General features: G+C 70.5%; 18 protein-coding genes. 2 read left to right on the top strand and 16 right to left on the bottom strand.

Annotated elements, in window-relative coordinates; translation table 11 throughout:
- Positions 1–116: 116 nt before the first annotated feature.
- Positions 117–2,687, bottom strand: coding sequence for a bifunctional lysylphosphatidylglycerol flippase/synthetase MprF (gene mprF / locus H9658_RS06635; protein WP_191824784.1), 2,571 nt, complete (start codon positions 2,685–2,687; stop codon positions 117–119).
- Positions 2,688–2,968: 281 nt separating this feature from the next.
- Here mprF and H9658_RS06630 point away from each other — a divergent pair, with 281 nt between their 5' ends.
- Positions 2,969–3,655, top strand: a complete 687-nt coding sequence (locus tag H9658_RS06630; RefSeq protein WP_191824783.1) for a DUF998 domain-containing protein — start codon at positions 2,969–2,971, stop codon at positions 3,653–3,655.
- On the top strand, positions 3,652–3,996 hold the full coding sequence (locus tag H9658_RS06625; protein ID WP_179563752.1) for a RidA family protein: 345 nt from the start codon (positions 3,652–3,654) through the stop codon (positions 3,994–3,996). The genes H9658_RS06630 and H9658_RS06625 overlap by 4 nt, the downstream gene beginning before the upstream one ends.
- Before the next feature lie 163 nt (positions 3,997–4,159).
- Here the strand turns inward: H9658_RS06625 and H9658_RS06620 are convergent, their stop codons facing one another.
- The 15 genes from H9658_RS06620 to H9658_RS06550 all read right to left on the bottom strand — a co-directional run bounded on the left by H9658_RS06620 (position 4,160) and on the right by H9658_RS06550 (position 18,651).
- Positions 4,160–5,236, bottom strand: coding sequence for an SAM-dependent methyltransferase (locus tag H9658_RS06620; protein WP_185820547.1), 1,077 nt, complete (start codon positions 5,234–5,236; stop codon positions 4,160–4,162).
- Between the two features lie 23 nt (positions 5,237–5,259).
- The gene (locus H9658_RS06615; RefSeq protein WP_191824782.1) at positions 5,260–6,042 is read right to left on the bottom strand and encodes a DUF1295 domain-containing protein; all 783 of its coding nucleotides are present in this window, start codon (positions 6,040–6,042) and stop codon (positions 5,260–5,262) included.
- Positions 6,039–6,590, bottom strand: a complete 552-nt coding sequence (locus H9658_RS06610) for a DUF2878 domain-containing protein (protein ID WP_191824781.1) — start codon at positions 6,588–6,590, stop codon at positions 6,039–6,041. The genes H9658_RS06615 and H9658_RS06610 overlap by 4 nt, the downstream gene beginning before the upstream one ends.
- Entirely contained in the window at positions 6,587–7,948 is a 1,362-nt protein-coding gene (locus H9658_RS06605) for an SAM-dependent methyltransferase (RefSeq protein ID WP_225209792.1), read from the bottom strand. The genes H9658_RS06610 and H9658_RS06605 overlap by 4 nt, the downstream gene beginning before the upstream one ends.
- The gene (locus tag H9658_RS06600) at positions 7,945–8,808 is read right to left on the bottom strand and encodes a DUF1365 domain-containing protein (protein WP_185813374.1); all 864 of its coding nucleotides are present in this window, start codon (positions 8,806–8,808) and stop codon (positions 7,945–7,947) included. The genes H9658_RS06605 and H9658_RS06600 overlap by 4 nt, the downstream gene beginning before the upstream one ends.
- A complete protein-coding gene (locus H9658_RS06595; RefSeq protein WP_179563757.1) occupies positions 8,805–10,067 on the bottom strand; it encodes an NAD(P)/FAD-dependent oxidoreductase in 1,263 nt (420 codons plus the stop codon). Before H9658_RS06595 ends, H9658_RS06600 begins: the two co-directional genes overlap by 4 nt.
- The gene (locus H9658_RS06590) at positions 10,064–11,056 is read right to left on the bottom strand and encodes an acyl-CoA desaturase (RefSeq protein ID WP_191824780.1); all 993 of its coding nucleotides are present in this window, start codon (positions 11,054–11,056) and stop codon (positions 10,064–10,066) included. The genes H9658_RS06595 and H9658_RS06590 overlap by 4 nt, the downstream gene beginning before the upstream one ends.
- Before the next feature lie 811 nt (positions 11,057–11,867).
- Positions 11,868–12,650, bottom strand: a complete 783-nt coding sequence (locus H9658_RS06585; protein ID WP_191824779.1) for an anti-sigma factor — start codon at positions 12,648–12,650, stop codon at positions 11,868–11,870.
- The gene (locus H9658_RS06580; RefSeq protein WP_179563760.1) at positions 12,647–13,204 is read right to left on the bottom strand and encodes a sigma-70 family RNA polymerase sigma factor; all 558 of its coding nucleotides are present in this window, start codon (positions 13,202–13,204) and stop codon (positions 12,647–12,649) included. The genes H9658_RS06585 and H9658_RS06580 overlap by 4 nt, the downstream gene beginning before the upstream one ends.
- Before the next feature lie 58 nt (positions 13,205–13,262).
- Entirely contained in the window at positions 13,263–13,634 is a 372-nt protein-coding gene (locus H9658_RS06575) for a DUF4345 domain-containing protein (protein WP_191824778.1), read from the bottom strand.
- Positions 13,635–13,722: 88 nt separating this feature from the next.
- Positions 13,723–14,511, bottom strand: a complete 789-nt coding sequence (locus H9658_RS06570) for a hypothetical protein (protein WP_191824777.1) — start codon at positions 14,509–14,511, stop codon at positions 13,723–13,725.
- Positions 14,512–14,804: 293 nt separating this feature from the next.
- Complete coding sequence (rnfB, locus tag H9658_RS06565; protein ID WP_318241201.1) at positions 14,805–15,242, bottom strand: Rnf electron transport complex subunit RnfB; 438 nt, start codon at positions 15,240–15,242, stop codon at positions 14,805–14,807.
- 22 nt (positions 15,243–15,264) lie between these two features.
- Positions 15,265–15,867, bottom strand: a complete 603-nt coding sequence (locus tag H9658_RS06560; protein WP_191824775.1) for an HAD family hydrolase — start codon at positions 15,865–15,867, stop codon at positions 15,265–15,267.
- 87 nt (positions 15,868–15,954) lie between these two features.
- Positions 15,955–18,024 (bottom strand): methionine--tRNA ligase, encoded by a 2,070-nt coding sequence (gene metG / locus H9658_RS06555; RefSeq protein WP_191824774.1) that lies wholly within the window; start codon positions 18,022–18,024, stop codon positions 15,955–15,957.
- 174 nt (positions 18,025–18,198) lie between these two features.
- A complete protein-coding gene (locus tag H9658_RS06550; protein ID WP_191824773.1) occupies positions 18,199–18,651 on the bottom strand; it encodes a DUF2147 domain-containing protein in 453 nt (150 codons plus the stop codon).
- Positions 18,652–18,692 lie beyond the last annotated feature (41 nt).

The following is an 18,692-nucleotide window of genomic DNA, read 5'->3' as shown; positions in this document are numbered from 1 at the left end:
GAAACCACTCCCACAAACCCGCAGTTGCCGCAGAGACCTCTTCCCAGGTCCCAGAATCCCTGTTTCCGCAGCCGAATGGCTACCAATCCCAAATCCCCAATCCCCAATCCCGGCCGTCAATCGGGCTTACGCGGATCCAGCGAAATCAGCCGCGTCACGTCCAGCAGCGCCGCCGGCAGATGCATGCCGCCGGGCGCGGCCAGGTAGCGGGTGCGCCAGGCCGGCGCGAACTTGGACTTGAAGCGGCGCAGGCCGGTGAAGCCGTAGAAGCGCTCGCCATGGCGCACGATCAGGTTGCCGAAGCGGTTCCAGCGTCCGGCCAGGCGATGCTGGGCCAGGCCCGACAGCGGCGCCATGCCCAGCGAGAAGCGCTTGTAGCCCTGTTCGCGGCCCCACAGGAACAGCTCGATGAACAGGAAATCCATGGTGCCCTTCGGCGCATCGGCGATGTGCCGCATCAGGTCCACCGACAGCTCGTGTCCGGCCGGCGCCTGCCACAGGTTGGCGAAGGCCACGACCTTGCCCTCGGCCTCGACCACCGCGATTGGGAAGCGGCGCAGATAGGCCGGGTCGAAGCTGCCCAGCGAGAAGCCCTTCTCTTCGCCGGCCTTTTCCTCCAGCCATTGCTGCGAGACGTCGGCCAGCACCGGCATCAGCGCGTCGATCTCCTCCAACGGCACGATGCGGAAGCTCAGCCCGCTGCGCTTGCCGCGGTTCCAGGCCTGGCGCAGGTCGGCGCGGTCGCGGCCTTCCAGGTGGAAGTCTTCCAGCGACACCATCGCTTCCTCGCCGAGCTTGACCAGGGTCAGGCCCAGGTCGAGGTAGGTCTGCCAGTGCTGCTCGCCGACCTGGTAGAACACCGGGCGCAGGCCCATCCGGTCGGCTTCCTCGCGGAAGCGCCAGATCAGCGCCCGCGCGACCTCCGGGGGCCCCACCGGGTCGCCCATCGCCACCAGCGAGCCGCCGTAGCGCTGCATCATCACGAAACCCTGGCCGCCTTCGTCGGGCAGCAGCGCCTTGTCGCCGGTCAGCACCAGGCAGGCCTGGGTGTCGGTGGCCGCGGCCAGCACCGGCGCCAGCGCATCCAGCTGCGCCGCGTCTGCAGCCGGCAGCGGCGAACGCGTGCTGTGCAGCAGCCGCGCCAGCCCGAACACCACCACCGCCACGCTGACCAGCAGCACCGCGCGCAGCGCCCGCGGCGCATTGGCCGAGGTGGCGAACTGCCACCACAGTTCGTTCTGGTATTCGACGTGGCTGTAGACGAAGAACAGCAGCCACACCGTGGCGATCAGCACCAGCCCCAGGTTGCGCAGCCACGGCCACGACCAGGCCTCGTCGAGCAGCGCGCCCTGGCGGTAGAACTCGCGCCGCGCGCCCCACAGCCCGGCCGCCACCACCAGCGAGGACAGCGCCACCGAGGCGTGGCCGCCGCGCAGCCAGGCCGGCAGCGGCAGCAGCACGCAGATGCCGATCGCCAGCACCCAGGCCGCATGGCTGCGCCGTTGCAGGCCCTGGCCGATCAGCAGCAGCACCACGCCGCCGAGGCTGGCCAGCAGGTGCGAGGTCTCCACGATCGACAGCGGCGCCATGCCCAGGCGCCGCTTCGGCGTCGGCAGGGTGCCGTCGATGACCAGCGCCGCGCCGACCGCGAACACCGCCATCGCGATGATCTGCGGCAGCCACGGGCGCAGCGTGCCCCAGGCCACGCGCACCCCGCCGGCGCTGGCCGCCAGCGGCCGGCGCAGGCCCGAGACCGCAGCCATCAGCACCGACAGCAGCAGCGGCACCACGTAGTAGGTGATGCGGTAGATCAGCGCCGCCGCCAGCACCGCGGCCGGGGCCACGCCGGGCAGCAGCTTGAGCAGGCTCCATTCGAACACGCCCAGGCCGGCCGGCACGGTGGACATCAGGCCGGCCACCACCGCGACCAGGTACAGGCCGACGAAGCCGACGAACTCGATGCCCGATTCGTTCGGCAGCAGCACGTAGAACGCGGCGCTGGCCAGGCCCAGTTCGACCACGCTCAGCGCGGTCACGCCGAGCGCGGTGCGCCGGTCCGGCAGCCACAGTTCGTGGGTGCGCCAGCGCAGGGTGCGGCCTTCGCGCCCGGCCAGCAGCAGCATCAGGCCGAAGCCGGCCAGCAGCGCGATGCCGAACGCGCGCACCGCCGAGGCGCCGAGCGGCAGCGCCAGCGCCGCCGACGCCGGTTCCAGGGTCAGCGCCAATGCCAGCAGCAGCCAGGCGCCGAACACGAAGCCGAGCGTGCTCATCAGCACCACCTGGCCGATCTCGGCCAGGCTCAGCCCGACCCGGCCGTAGCCGCGCAGGCGCACCGCGCCGCCGGTGAGCGCGGCGAAGCCCAGGGTCTGTCCGACCGCGTGCGCCAGGAACGCGGTGACGCCGATCCGCATCGGATGCAGCTTGCGCCCGCTGCGGTGCAGGCCGACCGCGTCGAAGCCGATCAGGCAGGCGTAGCTGCTCAGCCCCAGCAGCAGGGTCAACGCGATCTGGCCGACGCTGAGCTGGTTGAAGGCATGGCGGATCGCGGCGTAGCCGTGGGTGCTGAACTCGGTGGCCAGCGCGCGCAGCGCCAGCGCCAGGATCGCCAGGCTGAACACCACCGGCAGCGCACGGCGCCAGCCAGCGGCGGAGGGGGACGGGGAAACGGAGGGCGCGGCGTCGGTCATTGCAGGGGAGCGTAAGCGAAGGAGAGAGGGAACTGTGCGCAGGCGCCAGCGGCGTCGCGCAGGCATGTGGCGTTGGCGGTGCGGGCCAGCGCGATGGCGCGCCTGCAGGCGGAACGGGGCTGGTGCATCGCGATATCGGGTGGCCTGGGGCTGTACCGGCGACACCGGTGACGCGCATCATAGTGGAATCGCACGTCGGCACCGCGTCGGTGTGCGCGGAGGGTGCGGGCGCGCGCATGCGTCGCGCATCGCGTTTCCCGCTACGACCCGGAGCCGATCCCATGCCGACGCCCCTGGCCCGCGCCGCCGCGCCGCCGCATTGGCCGCGCGCCGCCGGCGCCCTCGCCACGCTGCTGTGCCTGCTGTTCCTCGGCGTGGCGCTGGCGCTGCAGCTGCTGCGCGCCGACCTGCACTGGCAGCAGGCGACGCTGAGCCTGTACCTGCACGGCCCCGGCGGGCTGCTGCTGCGGATTGTCTACGTGCTGCTGGCGGCGGGCATCGTCGCACTGGCCGCTGGCCTGTATGCGCAGGCCCCGCCGCCGGCACGCAGCGCCGCGCCCCTGCTGCTGTTCGCGGTCGCCGCGCTGGGCCTGTGCGGGGTGGCGATCGGCGACAGCTACCTGCCGCAGCGCGCTCCGTTGCTGGCGCCGCTGTTGCACGCGCTGTTCGCGCAGACCGCGTTTCTGTGCGCGACCAGCGCGATGCTGCTGCAGAGCGCCTGGCTGCGCCGGCAAGCGCCGTGGCAGGGCCATGCCGGCACGGTGATGGCCCTGGCGGTGGCGGCGTTCGTGGCGCTGTGGGTGCATGTGCTGTGGCGCGCGCCGCCGCGCGGGCTGACCCAGAAGCTGGCGATCGTGCTGATCCTGGCCTGGCTGCTGCTGGTCGCCTACCGGATGTGGCGGCCTGCAGGCCTGGCGCAATCGCGCGACAATGCCCGGGTTTCCCCTCTTCAGGACACCGCCTCATGATCCAGCGATTCGATACCGGCCCGCGCATGTCGGAAATGACCGTGCACAACGGCGTGGCCTACCTGGCCGGGCAGATCGCCGACGACGCCAGCGCCGACATCGCCGGCCAGACCCGCCAGGTCCTGGCGGCGATCGACGAACTGCTGGCGCGCGCCGCCAGCGACAAGAGCAAGGTGCTGCGCGCGGAGATCTACATGACCGACCTGGCCGAGTTCGCCGAGATGAACAAGGTCTGGGAAACCTGGGTCTGCCCGGGCAGCACCCCGGCACGCGCCACCGTGCAGGCCAAGCTGGCCAACCCGGAGTGGAAGATCGAGATCGTGATCACCGCTGCCGTGTGAGTGGGAAGCCGGGATTGAGGATTGGGGAGTCGGGATTCGATCCCCACATCCGGCTGCCTGCACCATGCGATCGCTGCAAGGGCCGATCCGCATCACGTCGCCCTTCAGGGCACGCAGCCCCGCCTTTGCGAATCCCCAATCCCGACTCCCCAATCCCGGCGCTTCAGCGCCTGACGAACCGGTAATGCGCCACGCCCCACTGCTGGCCCTGCTCGTAGCCGAACAGCTCCGCGCAGGCCATCCAGAACATGCGCCAGCGCTGCCACCAGATCTTCGCGTCGCGGCCGTAGGTGGCCTGCAGCACCGGCATCAGTTCGGCGCGGTGCCGGTCCTGGTTGCGTAGCCAGGCGTTGGCGGTCTTCTCGTAGTGTTCGCCGGACAGCAGCCAGCGCCGTTCCAGCGCCAGGTCGTCCTGGAACTGCAGCAGGGTGTCGGCGGCCGGCATCAGCCCGCCGGTGAAAAAGTGCCGGCCCATCCAGTTGTCCTCGCCCTGCACCTCGAACGGGTAGGCCAGGTCGCGGTGGCAGAAGATGTGCACGAACAGCCGACCGCCCGGCACCAGCCACTGGCCGATCCGCGCCAGCAGTTCGCGGTAGTTGCGCATGTGCTCGAACATCTCGATCGACACCACGCGGTCGAAGCTCGCGTGCGGCAGGGTCAGGGTGTTCGCGTCATGGGTGATGACCTCCACGTTGCGCAGCCCGCGCGCGCGGCACTGCGCCTCGATGTGCTCGCGCTGCGGCCGCGAATTGGACACCGCGGTGATGCGCGCGCCGGGATAGTGCTCGGCCATCCACAGCGTCAGCGAACCCCAGCCGCAGCCCAGTTCGAGGATGCGCTGGCGGTCGCGCAGCTGCGCGCGTTCGGCGTACAGGTGCAGCATGCGTTCCTCGGCCGCGTCCAGGTCCTGGGTACCGGCGTCCCAGTAGCAACTGCTGTACTTCAGGCGCTTGCCCAGGCAAAGCTCGAAGAAGCGCGGTGGCAGTTCGTAATGCTGGCGGTTGGCGGCATCGGTCTCGATCGCGATGGCGCTGCCGCGCAGGGCCTCGACGAAGGCGCGCTGGCGTTCCCACGCCGCGTCGGCGCCGCCGCTGCGCTCATCGCGCAGGCGCTGCGTGCACAGCTTGCGCATTGCCGCACGCAGCAGCGCATCGGGCAGCAGGCCGGATTCGGCCACGCGCGTGGCCAGCGGTTCGGCCGGCAGCGCGGGCGCAGGCGAAGGGGCGAGGGTGCTGGACATCGGGCAATCTCCTGGAAGCGGGGTCATTGCCGTGGCGGCAACGGAAAGAAGGCGCTGGTGCTGCGCTGGTAGTCGGCGTAGTCCTGGCCGCGCGAGCGCAGCGCCTGTTGTTCGGTGTAGGGAATGCCGGTGACGCGGTACAGGAATGCGAACATCAGCAGCGGCCCCAGCGCGGCGATGCCGACCCACAGCGCGCCGCCGCCTACGGCCAGGAATACGTAGGCGAACCAGTGCACGAACTCGAAGAAATAGTTCGGATGCCGCGAGTAGCGCCACAGGCCGCGGCGGCAGGTCTTGCCCTTGTTGCCCGGATCGGCGCGGAACGCGGCCAACTGGCGGTCGGCCAGGCTTTCCCCGCCCACCGCCAGCAGCCAGGTCGCCAGCGCCAGCGTGGTCCACACGCTCCATTGCGGCAGCGGAGCGTGCGCGGCGATCGACAGCGGCACCGCGAACAGCACCACGACCAGCGCCTGGCCGAGGAAGAACAGCAGGAAGCGACGCTGGTCGCCGTGCCAGTGTTCGCGCAGCGCGCGATAGCGGCCATCCTCGTGCGCATCGCCGAATACGCGCACGCCCAGGTGCCAGGCCAGGCGCGCGCCCCACAGGCCGCCCATCGCCGCGGTCAGCACGCGCGGCAGCGCGGCGCCGTCGGCGCGCCAGGCGCAGTACAGCGCGGCCAGCGCCATGCATGCCGCCCACAGCACATCGACCACGCCGGCGTTGCCGCTGCGCCGCTGCCAGGCCCAGCCGGCGAGCATGATCAGCGCAGTGAACGCACCCACGTGCAGCAGCGGCCAGGCGTTCATGGCGCGGCGCCTGCGATGCGTGGCGCGGGCTGCGCGGTCGCGGACAACCGCCGCGTCGCCACGCTCAGCACGGCCAGCGCCGCGGCCCAGGCCAACGCCAGCGCGAGCACGGGGTGCAGCAGCGGCGCGCTCAGCGTCACCGCCTGCCAGCCGCGCGCGGCCAGCACGTAGCCGAGCGGGCCGAACACCGCGCCGAACAGCGCCGCGCGCCACGGGTGTCGCATGACCCAGGCCAGCGAATGGTTGAAGGTCAGCGCGAAGCCGGCCCACAGCGCCAGGATCCACAACGGCGCCCACGGCGCCGGCGGCAGCGCCGCGGCGTAGCGTACCCAGCCGCCCGCGGCCAGCACGGTATCGACGCCGGCGCCGAGCAATAACGCCAGCGCCATCAGCGCCGCATCGCCGCGCGCGCGGCGGCGCGGCTGCAACTGGTACAGCGCGAACAGCGCCAGCGCCGCCGGGCCGGCCCAGGCCAGCCCGTGCCCGGCGCCCATCACGGCCGCCAGCCACAGCAGCTGCAGCGCGACGTAGTTGGCGAGGTTGCTCATGCGTCGCCTGCCAACGCCGGCGCAAACTGCGCCGGGCGCGCGCCCGGCTTGCTCAGCCACAGGTGCACGTCGCCGATCGAGCGCTCCAGGAAGCCGCCCTCGCAATAGGCCAGGTAGAACTCCCACATGCGGATGAAACGCTCGTCGTAGCCCAGCGCGCGCACCTGCGGCAACTTGCCCATGAAACGCTGGCGCCAGGCGCGCAGGGTCAGCGCATAGCTGGGGCCGATGTCTTCCAGGTTGAACAGGCGCAGGTCGCTGGCCCGCGCGATCGCGCCGGTCATCGCCGCCACCGAGGGAATGAAGCTGCCGGGGAAGATGTGGCGCTTGATGAAATCCACCGATTTCAGCGCCTGCGCGTAGCGGTGGTCCTCGATGGTGATGGCCTGGATCAGCGCCTGGCCGTCGTCCTTGAGCAGGCTGCCAACCTTGCCGAAATAGGTGTCCAGGTACTGGTGGCCGATCGCCTCGATCATCTCGATCGAGACCAGCCGGTCGTAGCGGCCGTCGAGGTCGCGGTAGTCGCGCAACAGCACCTCGACCCGATCGGACACGCCCGCCGCGTCCACGCGCTGGCGGGCCAGTTCGTACTGCTCGCGCGAGATCGTGGTGGTGGTGACGCGGCAGCCGTGATGTCTGGCCGCATGCAGCGCGAAACCGCCCCAGCCGGTGCCGATCTCGACCACATGGTGGTGCGGTTGCAGGTCGAGCTTGGCGCAGATGCGCTGCAGCTTGCGCTCGGCGGCGCGCTCCAGCGCGGCGTCGCCGAGCGCGGCGTCGTCATCGCGGAAGATCGCCGAGGAATACATCAGGTTGCGGTCCAGGAACAGTTCGAACAGCGGGTTGCCCAGGTCGTAGTGCGCGGCGATGTTGCGGCGGCTGCCGGCGCGGGTGTTGCGCGCCAGCGCGTGCAGGCCGCGCATCGCCATGCCGCCGAGACGGGCCAGGCCGGTCTCCATCGCGTCCAGGCGCTCGCGGTTGCGCACCAGCAGGCGCACCAGCGCGACCAGGTCGTCGCATTCCCACAGTCCGTCCATGTATGCCTCGCCGACGCCGACGCTGCCGTTCAGCGCGGCCTGGCGGTAGAAGCGCGGATCGCGGATGCGCAGGTGCGCGTGCAGTGCGCTGTCCGCCTGCGTGGCGCTGCCTAGGGGGGCGCTCCCTGACGTGGCGCTTCCTAACGTGGCGCTCCCTAACGTGGTGATCGCGCCGGCTTCCTCGATGCGCAGCTGGCCATCGCGCAAGCCGTCGAGCGTGGCCAGCAGGCGCCGCCGCAGCAGGCGGTCGAGGCCGCGCAGCGGCGGCGCGGCCGGGGTCAGCGCGACGGAAGCGGAGGAGGGCGCGTGCGGAGCGTTCATCGGCGTTCTCGCGGAAGGGAATGGTCGGGGTGGTCGTGCACCGGATTGCCGCGCAGCCACAGGCGCAACGCCTGCCAGTGGATCTTGGCCACGACCTGCAGGGTCATCGCCGGATAGCGCAGCAGCGCGCGCGCCAGGCTGGCGCCGGAGAGTTCGCGCCGCTGCAGCACCAGCGTGGCGTCGAAGCGCCTGGCCGCCGGCTGCGGATCCAGCACGTCCATGTGCACGCGCAACTGCGCGCCCGGCTCGCTGCAGCGCCATGCGTACTCGTGCGCCATCGCCATGAACGGCGAGACGTGGAAGCGCTTGTCGAAACGCCAGGCATGCACGCTGCCGTGGCTGCGCGCGGCGGCCACCGGCAGCACGTAGGCATGGCGCTGCTTCCACGGCGTGTTGGTGATCTCGGCGACGATGCTGTGCAGGCGCTGCTGCGCGTCGTGGCAGTAGTAGAAGGTGACCGGATTGAAGCAGTGGCCGAAGTAGCGCAAGTGGGTCAGCATGCGCACCGCGCCGAGCGGACGTTCGCCGCAGTGCTGCTGCACGCGGTCGCGCACGGCTTCGTCCAGCGGCTGCGCCGGATCGCCGAGGTAGTCGCTGCGGCGGAATTCGACCAGGTTGCGGCGGCCGACCGACCACAGCCAGCGCCGCGCGAACACCTGTTCGAGTTCGGCCAAGTCCAGGTACATCAGGAAGATCGGATAGCGGAACGCCAGCGGCTTGGGCGCATGGCGACGGTGCCGGACCCAGCCGTTGTAGAGCGCGCTGTGCAGCCCGCGCTTGGTCGTGCCCGCCGCCGCCGGCGTTGTCGAGACGGCGCCAGCCGGCGGGGCGGACACGGTAGCGCTGCGCAGCAGATTCATGGCCAGGGTACCCCTAGCCCGGCGGCGACGTCGACCGCGCTGCGCAGGCCGTCCTCGTGGAAGCCGAAGCCCCAACCGGCGCCGGCGAACCAGGTGCCGCGCTGGCCCTGGATCTCGCCCTTGCGCGCCTGCGCGGCGACCGAAGCGTGGGTTTGCAGCGGGTGCCGGTAGCGCATGCGCCGCAGCACCTTGGCCGGATCGATGTCGTCGCTGCGGTTGAGGCTGACGATGAACGGCTGCGGCGAGGCGATCGACTGCAGCGCGTTCATCCAGTAGCTGACCGTGCATGGCGCGTCCGGATCGGCCGGCACGTGCGCGTTCCAGGCGGCCCAGGCGCGGCGGTTGCGCGGCAGCACGCGCGCATCGGTGTGCAGCACGGTGTCGTTGTCCTGGTAGGCGATCGCGCCGAGGATCTCGCGCTCTGCGGCGCTGGCGTCGTTGAGCAGGCGCAGGGCGTCGTCGGCGTGGCAGGCCAGCACCACGTGGTCGTAGTGCTGCGCATCGGCATCGCTGTCGGCCTCGGTCAGCACCGATACGCCCTGCGACAGCCGCTGCACCGAACGCACCGGCGTGCCGATGCGCTCGTGCACCCGCCAGCGGCTGCGCAGCGCGCGCACGTAGCTGTTGGAGCCGCCTTGCACCACTTGCCACTGCGGCCGGCCGCTGATCTGCAGCATGTGATGGTTGGCCATGAAGCCGATCAGCTGGCGCATCGGGAACTGCAGGATCCGCTGCGACGGCGAAGACCACAGCGCCGACGCCATCGGCACCAGGTGCGCGTCGCGGAACACGTCCGAATAGCCATGTCGCTGCAGGAATTCGCCCAGCGTCAGCTGCGCCTGCGCCGCATCGGCCAGTACCTGCGGCGCCTGCCGGTAGAAACGGCGCAGATCGCCCAGCATGCGCCAGAAGCGCGGGCTGGCCAGGTTGCCGGGCTGGCAGAACAGGCCGCCGAGACTGCCTGCGTTGTATTCCAGGCCGCTGCGCGCTTCGTGTACCGAAAAGCTCATCGTGGTCGGTTGCGCTGCCACGCCGAGCTGCGCGAACAGTTTGCTCAGCAGCGGATAGTGCTGCGGGTTGAACACGATGAAGCCGCTGTCCACCGCGTACTCCACGCCGCCCAGTTCGATCGCATGGGTATGGGTGTGCCCGCCGAAGTAATTGGCGGCCTCGTACAGGGTGACCTCGTGCCGTTGCGACAGCAGCCAGGCCGAGCCCAGCCCGGCGATGCCCGAGCCCACTACCGCGATGCGGCTCATCGTGCGCGCGCCTGCGCCCGTACCAGCCCTGCCGGTACCGGCCGCAACTGGCGGATCAGGCCGGTCCACGACAGCGCCTTCAGGCCATACCAGGTCAGGTCGATTTCCCACCAGCGGAAGCCTTGCCGCGCCGCGCCGGGGAAGAAGTGGTGATTGTTGTGCCAGCCCTCGCCGAAGGTCAGCAGTGCCAGCCAGGCGTTGTTGCGGCTGTCGTCGCGGGTGTCGAAGCGGCGGCTGCCGAAGCGGTGCGCCAGCGAGTTGATGGTGAAGGTGGCATGGAACAGCGCCACGGTGGAGACGAAGAAGCCCCACACCAGCAGTTGCGGTCCGTCGGTGCCGAGTTGCGGATGGTGGCGTTGCAGCCAGCCGCCGAGCAGGAACAGCGCCAGCGCCAGCAGCACCGGCAGCAGCAGGTCGAAGCGGTCGAGGAAGCGCAGTTCCGGGAAGCGGCGCAGATCCGGGATCGCCTCCCAGTCGGTACGGAAGCCGCGCGGGGTCAGGAACCAGCCGCTGTGGCTCCACCAGAAACCGTGTTGCCGCGGCGAATGCGGGTCGGTCGGGGTATCGGTGTGGCGATGATGGTTGCGGTGGTGCGCGGCCCACCACAGCGGCCCGCGCTGCACGCAGGTCGCGCCGAGCGCGGCGAACAGGAACTGCACCACGCGCGAGGTCTTGAACGCGCGATGCGCGAAGTAGCGGTGGTAGAAACCGGTGAGCGCGAACATGCGCACGGCGTACATCGCCACCGCCATGCCCACTGCGAACCACGACGCGCCGACCCAGAACACGCCAAGGCAGGCCAGGTGCAGGGCGAAATAGGGTGCGGCGCGCAGCCAGTCGATGCGATCGGCGCGGGCCTCGTCCAGTTCGATCTCCGCGCCGGTGTCGAACCAGCGCCGCAACGTGCGCGCCACGCCGCCGCGGCGCGCGGGCGCCTCGGCAGGCGCAGCGGTGGGTTCACGGGGCTGGTCCGGAACGGGGCTTGGCACAAGCGCATCTCGTGGGGATTCGGATAGCGATACGGACAAAGCCGGAAGACGGATGCACTCGCGTCGCGGCGTCTGTGCGCACTGCGGCCGGCATCGATGGCCGGCCACGGCAGCGCATGCGGTCGCCGCTAGCGGCGGCGTCCACGCAGGTCGAATCGTCGGAGGATCAGGCTGCCCGGCGCATGCGCGACGGCTGCGGCGATGCTGCCTGCGCGCGAGTGGTGGCCGGGTGAACGTGCGGGTTCGCGGTGTTTCTGATGATCACGCGCAGCGCGAGAGCCGAGCGTGTCATCGACGCACGGCGCTCAAGCCCCTCTCCCACCGGGAGAGGGGTTGGGGTGAGGGTGCGTCGGCACGGCCAGGCTGGCGCGTCTGGATCTGTGAGGCTTCGCCCGTACCCTCATCCGCCCCTTCGGGGCACCTTCTCCCGCAGGGAGAAGGGAGGCGCGCAGTCTGCGTTGCATTGTCTACAAGCCGCAGTAGCCCCTCTCCCACCGGGAGAGGGGTTGGGGTGAGGGTGCGTCGGCACGGACAGGCTGGCGCGTCTGGATCTGTGAGGCTTCGCCCGTACCCTCATCTGCCCCTTCGGGGCACCTTCTCCCGCAGGGAGAAGGGAGGTGCGCAGTCTGCGTTGCATTGTCTGCGAGCCGCAGTAGCCCCTCTCCCACCGGGAGAGGGTTGGGGTGAGGGTACGTCGGCACGGGCAGGCGGGCGCGTCTGGATCTTTGAGGCTTCGCCCATACCCTCATCCGCCCCTTCGGGGCACCTTCTCCCGCAGGGAGAAGGAACAGCTGGCGCCGCGGCGGCCTGGCTACGGTGCCAGGCGCAGCGTGCTGATACCGCCCTTTGCCACGATCGGACCGGTGGCGACGCCGCCGGGCGCGCCGCCAGGAGGTTCCATCGTCACCGCCAGCAAGGCGCCGTCGCTGAGCAACGGCATCAGCGCGTCGGGAATGCGCGCCGCGCGCGCCTGCGCGTCGTCGAACACGCCCATCGAGCGCGCCTTGCCGTCGGCCGGGATCAGCCACAGCTCCGGCACGCGCGCGGGGTCGCGGCTGCCGGCCAGCGGGGTCAGGGTGATGCGCTTCTTGTCGGCGTCCATCAGCACCACGTAGCCGGGCTTGCCGTCGTCCTGCATCAGCGTCGAGGTCATCGCGATGCCGGTGTCGGCTGGCGCCGTAGCGACCGGCGGGGTGGGCGTTTGCGGCGGGAGCGGCTGCCGCGCGACCATCAGCGTGAGCATGCACGCCGCTGCGGTGGCGAAACCGCCGGCGCTCAGCCAGCGCCAGGTGCGCACGCTTTCCCAGAAGCCAGGCGATGCCGTCGGCGCGCGCGGCACCGGCGCATCCAGGCCGAGCGATGCGCGGATGCGCACCCACACGCGTTCCGGCACCGCGACCGGCGCGATCTCTTCGGCCAGCGGCATCAGGTGCTGCTGCCATTGCGTCACCGCCGCGGCGAACTCGGCGTCGGCGTCGATGCGTTGTTCGGCGGCGCGGCGTTCGCTTGCATCGAGCACGCCAAGCACGTATTCGCCGGCCAGCACGTCGCGCGGCGGCGGGGTTTCCTGCGGATCGGGCACGGATGCGTTCATCGTTCCAGGCACGCCTTCAGCTTGGCCAGACCGCGCCGGATCCAACTCTTGACCGTGCCCAGCGGCGTTCCGCTGCGGTGAGCCAGTTCCTCGTAGGTGATGCCCTCGAAGAACGCGGTGCGGATCAGGTCGCCGCGCGGCGGCTCCAGTTCGCCCATGCACACGTCCAGGCGCCGTCCGGCGACGCGCCACTCGGTCTCGGCCAGCGGGTCGCGGCCGTCGTCGTGCAGTTCGCCGGCGTCGTCGAGCGCCACGGAGTGACGCGCCGGCGCGCGCGCGCGCAGGTAGTCGATGGCCTTGTTGCGCGCGATCATGGTCAGCCAGGTGAGGCCGCGCGCGCGCTGCGGATCGAACTGCGCGGCCTTGCGCCAGACCGAGGTGAACACTTCCTGCAGCACGTCTTCGGCTTCACCGCGCTGCGGCACGATGCGCAGGCACACGCCGAACAGGCGCGACGACGTGGTGCGGTACAGGCGTTCGAACGCGGCGCTGTCGCCGGCCGCAGTGGCGACCAGCAATTGGCCTGCTTCGTCGTGATCGGGCGTCTCGGTCATGCCGGGGAGCGGTGGCGAAGGTGGCAGCGATGCTACAGGCTTTCGGCGCGCGCGTCGCTCAACGACGCTGCCCGCGCCACAGCGCGAGCGCGGCGAGCAGCAGCGCGATCTCGAACATGGCCAGGCCGGTGGTGGTCGGTCCGACCGGCCACAGCCGCAGCAGGCTGGCGCTGCGGTAGAGCACGATCGGCACGTAGAAGGCGAGCGCCAGCACCAGCCCGTTACGGATCTGCCCGCTGCGGGCGAAATAGCCGAACAGGAACGCCATCCCCAATTGCAGGCCGCCGTAGATGACCAGGTATTCGGACTGCCCGGAGCGATCCAAGCCGATGTAGCCGACCGCGGCGGCGGTCTGCGCCGGCAACAGCGTGCACCACAGCGCGAGGACTGCGTAGAGCGCAGCGTTGAACCATAGATAGGCCTTGGCCATGGATGTTCCTTGTCGGGAGGTGTGGGAGACCGCTGCATAGGTGTAGCGGCCGCGACGCAGACGGACGTGAAGGTGGCGCCGGCGCGATTCAGCGCGCGGCGCATTGCGCGACCAGCGGTTGCTGCAGCGCCTGGTTCCATGCGGCGGCGTCGGCCTGGCCGCGCAGCCGCTCGGGAAAATCGATGCGCACCTGCGCGTAGCGGCCGCGCGCGTCGCGGACGTTGCCGATGCCGCGGAATTCGAGCAGGCGGCGGTCGTTGCGCGTGTAGGCGACCGCTATATTCGGCAGCACGCCGCCGTACCAGGCGTCCACCGACAGGGTGTAGCGCTGCACGCCGGCGTCGGCCGCCGCGGGCTTGATCTGGAACTCCAGCGTGCGCAGGGCGCTGGGCAACACGAAGGCGACGCGTTGCGGTGTGCCCTGGCGCAACGCGTCCCAGTGCAGGCGCAGAAAGGCATCGAATCCGGCATCGATCACCTGCGGCGCCGCCGTCGCCGGCAACGGCGCACTGCGTTCCGGCTCGCCGTCGCGCTGGCTGAACATCACTCGGCCGCCGCCGGCACGGCGCACGCCTTCGCGGTAGCCGCTGCGCGCGTCGACCAGTTCGAAATCCGGGGCGGTGCTGCCGTCGGCGATGCGCTTGCGCGCGAACGGCGTGCCGTCGGCGCAGCGGTACAGCACCAGCCGCGCGCCGTCGTCGCGCACCCAGTGGCTCTCGCGGTACAGCAGTTGCTGGCCGTTCGGCGCATAGGCCAGCCCGTCGTAGTGCAGCATCGCCTGCGCCGGGGCGGCGACGCCCAACACGGTCAGGCACACAGCGGCGGCCAGCGGCTGGCGCGCGCGGGCGAGTGGGGAAAGGGCGATCGGCATGGGCATGCGTGGCGCTTCCGCGAGACGGTGACAGCTGGCAATACGCAGCGGGCGCCGATCCGGATGCGCTGACGGCCGCGCCGACGCCGGACGCCGGGGCGCGTCATCCATTCCGGGCAGGCCGCGTCAGGTCACGCGGCGCGGACCCGGCGGCTGTCCTGGCAAGCCCGGTTCGCAAGCGCGCTCCCGCGCCGGTACGGTGCTGCGGCATCTCGCGGGCGCGGACATGCGCTCATCCCTTCCGCTTGCTTGCACCATGTACGCGCAAGCTTGGCGCGATCCGTGCGGGGCGCCGGCGCCTAGACCGGGCGCAGCTCGATGCAGTCCACCGGGCATGCGGGCAGGCACAGCTCGCAGCCGGTGCATAGCGGTGCCAGCACCGTGTGCATGTGCTTGGCGCCGCCGACGATGGCGTCCACCGGGCAGGCCTGGATGCACTTGGTGCAGCCGATGCAGTCGGCCTCGATCACGAACGCCACCTGCGGCGGCTTGTGCGTGCCGCGGCGGCGGTCGTAGGGCAGCGGCACGGTGCCCAGCGCGCGCGCCAGCGCCCGCGCGCCGGCGTCGCCGCCGGGCGGGCAGCGGTCCACCTGCGCCGCGCCGCGCGCCATCGCCTCGGCGTACGGGCGGCAGCCATCGAAGCCGCACTGGCCGCATTGGGTCTGCGGCAGCAGGCGATCGAGGCGTTCCAGCAGAGTGTCTTGGGTGGGCTTCATGGCGGATTCGGCGTGCCGGATGCGGCGCGCTGCAGGACGAGGGTCAGGCGATGCGGCGTCCGCGGTACCAACGCTCGTGCGCCAGCGCCAGCATCGGCCGGTCTTCGCGGCTGTCGCCGTAGGCGTAGACGCGCGGATAGGCGGCCACATCGTAGCGCGCGCGGATCAGGCGCGCCTTGTGCGGCCCGCAATCGCCATCGGCGTAGCGGCCGGTCAGCCGGCCGTCGCGCGCTTCCAGGCGGTTGCAGATCAACGCCAGCCCGTGCTGTTCGCACCAGGGCTGCAGGTACAGGTCCAACGATGCGGACACCAGCACTAGGCTGTGGCCCTGCGTGCGATGCCAGGCGATGCGCTGCATCGTCTCCGGGCGCAGCAGCGTCGGCAGCACCTCGTGCGCATACGCCTGGGCATGCGCGGCGATCTCTTCGGCGGCCCGGCCGGCGAACACGATCCGGGTGACCCGCCTGCGGATCGCCTGCGCCGAGATCAGGCCCAGCCGATAGCCGGCCAGCCACGGCCCCACCGACCACTTCGCCCGCGCCAGCTGCCGCGGCGTGGCGACGCGGCGCAGGAACCGCGAATAGGTATCGGTGGTGGTGACGGTGTGGTCGAAGTCGAAAAGAGCAAGGGACTGGGGATTCGGCATTGGGGATTCGCAAAGCGCGTCATGGAGCGGATCGGGCAAGGGATCCGCTTCAACGAATCCCCACTCCCCAATCCCGAATCCCGGCCTTCAGCGCACCGGCATCCCCGGCTGCGCGCCGCTGTCGGCGTCGAGCAGCGCCAGCGCGCCGCCGTCGAAGCCGGCCGACAGGATCATGCCCTCGCTCAGGCCGAAGCGCATCTTGCGCGGGGCCAGGTTGGCGATGAACACCACGCTGCGGCCGACCAGTTTTTCCGGCTCGACGTAGCTGCCGCGGATGCCGGAGAAGATCTGCCGCTTGCCCAGTTCGCCGGCGTCCAGTTCGAAACGCAGCAGCTTGTCCGAACCCTCGACGAACTCGCAGACCAGCACCTTGCCGATGCGCAGGTCGAGCTTGGCGAAATCGTCGATGCCGATGAGGCCGGGGTTGGGGCCTGGGGATTCGGGATTCGCAGCGGCTTTCGCTTCGGTCTTGGCCGGCGCCGGCTTGGCGGCGGCGGGCGCGGGGGCGAGGGTGTCCTTGGAGGCGTCGGTCATGGCGTCGATCAGTTTGGGGTCGATTCGGGTGAACAGCGGGGTGTAGGACTGGATGACGTGCGCCAGCAGCGGCGCGTCGAGATCTTCCCAGGCGGTAAGCGGCGCGGACAGGAAGGCTTCGGCCTCGGCGCTGGTGCGCGGCAGCACCGGCTTCAGCGCGCCGGCCAGTACGCGGAACAGGTTCAGGCCCTGCGTGCACACCGCCTGCAACTGCGCGTCGGCGCCGTCCTGCTTGGCGATCACCCACGGCTTGTGTTCGTCGATGTACTTGTTGGCCTCGTCGGCCAGGGTCATGGTCTGGCGGATCGCGCTGGCCGCGTCGTTGCGCTCGTAGGCGTCGCGGATCGGCGCCAGCGCGGCGGCGAAGCGCGCGTACTGCGCCGGGTCCGGCAGCGCGTCGGCCAGCCGGCCGCCGAAGCGCTTGTCGATGAAGCCGGCGCAGCGGCTGGCCAGGTTGACGAACTTGCCGACCAGGTCGGCGTTGACCCGCGCCACGAAGTCGCCCAGGTTCAGGTCCAGATCGTCCACGCCGCCGGAGGACTTGGCGGCGAAGTAGTAGCGCAGCGCTTCCGGCTCCAGGCCCACGTCCAGGTAGGTGCGCGCCATCACGAAGGTGCCGCGCGACTTGGACATCTTCGCGCCGTCCACCATCAGGTAGCCGTTGACGTGCAGCCGGGTCGGCGCGCGGTGGCCGGTACCGTGCAGCACCGCCGGCCAGAACAGGCCGTGGAAGTTGACGATGTCCTTGCCGATGAAATGGTGCAGTTCGGTGGCGGTGCCGGCGGCCAGGTGCGGTTCGAACGCTTCGCCCAGGCTCGCGCACAGGGTCTGGAAGCTGCTCAGGTAGCCGATCGGCGCGTCCAGCCACACGTAGAAGTACTTGCCCGGCTGGCCGGGGATCTCGAAGCCGAAGTACGGCGCGTCGCGCGAGATGTCCCAGGCGCGCAGCCCGCCCTCGCTGTCCAGCCACTCCATCAGCTTGGCCTTGACCCCGGGCAGGGCCACGTCGCCGGCCAGCCATTCGCGCAGGAAGCCGTCGAAGCGGCCGACCTCGAAGAAGAAGTGCTCCGAGTCGCGCAATTCCGGAGTGGCGCCGGAGATCACCGACTTCGGCTCCTTCAGCTCGGTCGGCGCGTAGGTCGCGCCGCAGACCTCGCAGTTGTCGCCGTACTGGTCGGCGCTGCCGCAGTTCGGGCAGATGCCCTTGATGTAGCGGTCGGGCAGGAACATGCCCTTGGCCGGATCGTAGAACTGCGCCACCGAGCGCCGCGCGATGTGGCCGCCGGCCTCGAGTTTGGCGTAGAACGCCTCGGTCAGCGCGCGGTTGGCGGCCGAGTTGGTCGAGTCGTAATGGTCGAAGGCCACGCCGAATGCGGCGAAGTCGCGCTCGTGGCTGGCCTGGATGTTGGCGATGAAGTTCTCCGGGGTGACCCCGGCCTTCTCCGCGGCGAGCATGATCGGCGTGCCGTGGGTGTCGTCGGCGCAGACGAACCAGGTGCGGTCGCCGCGCAGCCGCCGCGCGCGCACCCAGATGTCGGCCTGGATATAGCCGACCAGATGGCCCAGGTGCAGCGGACCATTGGCATAGGGCAGGGCGGTGGTGACGAGAGCGGTGCGGGTCATGGCGAACGGCGATCCTGGGGGATCGCGATTATCGCATTACTGGGGAATGGGGAATCGGGAATGGGGAATTGGTCGAAGCAAACGCAGGCCGCTGGCTGATGGCTACAAAAAAAAGGCGCCCTCGCGGGCGCCTGCCGTGTCGATTCCCGATTCCCGGTTCTCGATTCCCGGCTCTTACTCCCTGATCCAGGTCTGCGTCCGCCCCAGCGCCTCGATGCCGATATAGCCGCGCATCTGCAGCTTCTTGCCGCCGTCGGTGAGGGTGACCTTGGCCTTGTAGGTCTTGCCCTTGGCCGGGTCCAGCACCGAACCGCCGCTCCACACCGCGGTGCCGTCCGGCTTCAGTCCCCACAGGATGGTCATGCCCTTGATCGGCTTGCCTTTCTGCGCGCCGTCGCACTTGTCGCACATCGGGTTCGGGCCGTGGTTGGACTGCAGGATCTCGACGACCTTGCCGCTCAGCGTGCCGTTGCCGGCCTGCTCGATCTGCACGATGGACTTGGGCTTGCCGGTTTCGTCGTCGATGGTCTGCCAGCGGCCGACCGGCGAGGTGTCGGCGGCCTGCGCGACGAACGCGGCCACGCTCAGCGGCAGGGCCAGCAGCAGGGTCTTGAAGGTGGTGCGCATGTGTCCCCTCCCAGGGTGTGTGCGAAGCGGCCGGCGCGATG

This window comes from Xanthomonas bonasiae (genome assembly GCF_014836395.1).
Taxonomy (GTDB): domain Bacteria; phylum Pseudomonadota; class Gammaproteobacteria; order Xanthomonadales; family Xanthomonadaceae; genus Xanthomonas_A; species Xanthomonas_A bonasiae.
This window is presented reverse-complemented; position numbering and strand designations above follow the sequence as displayed.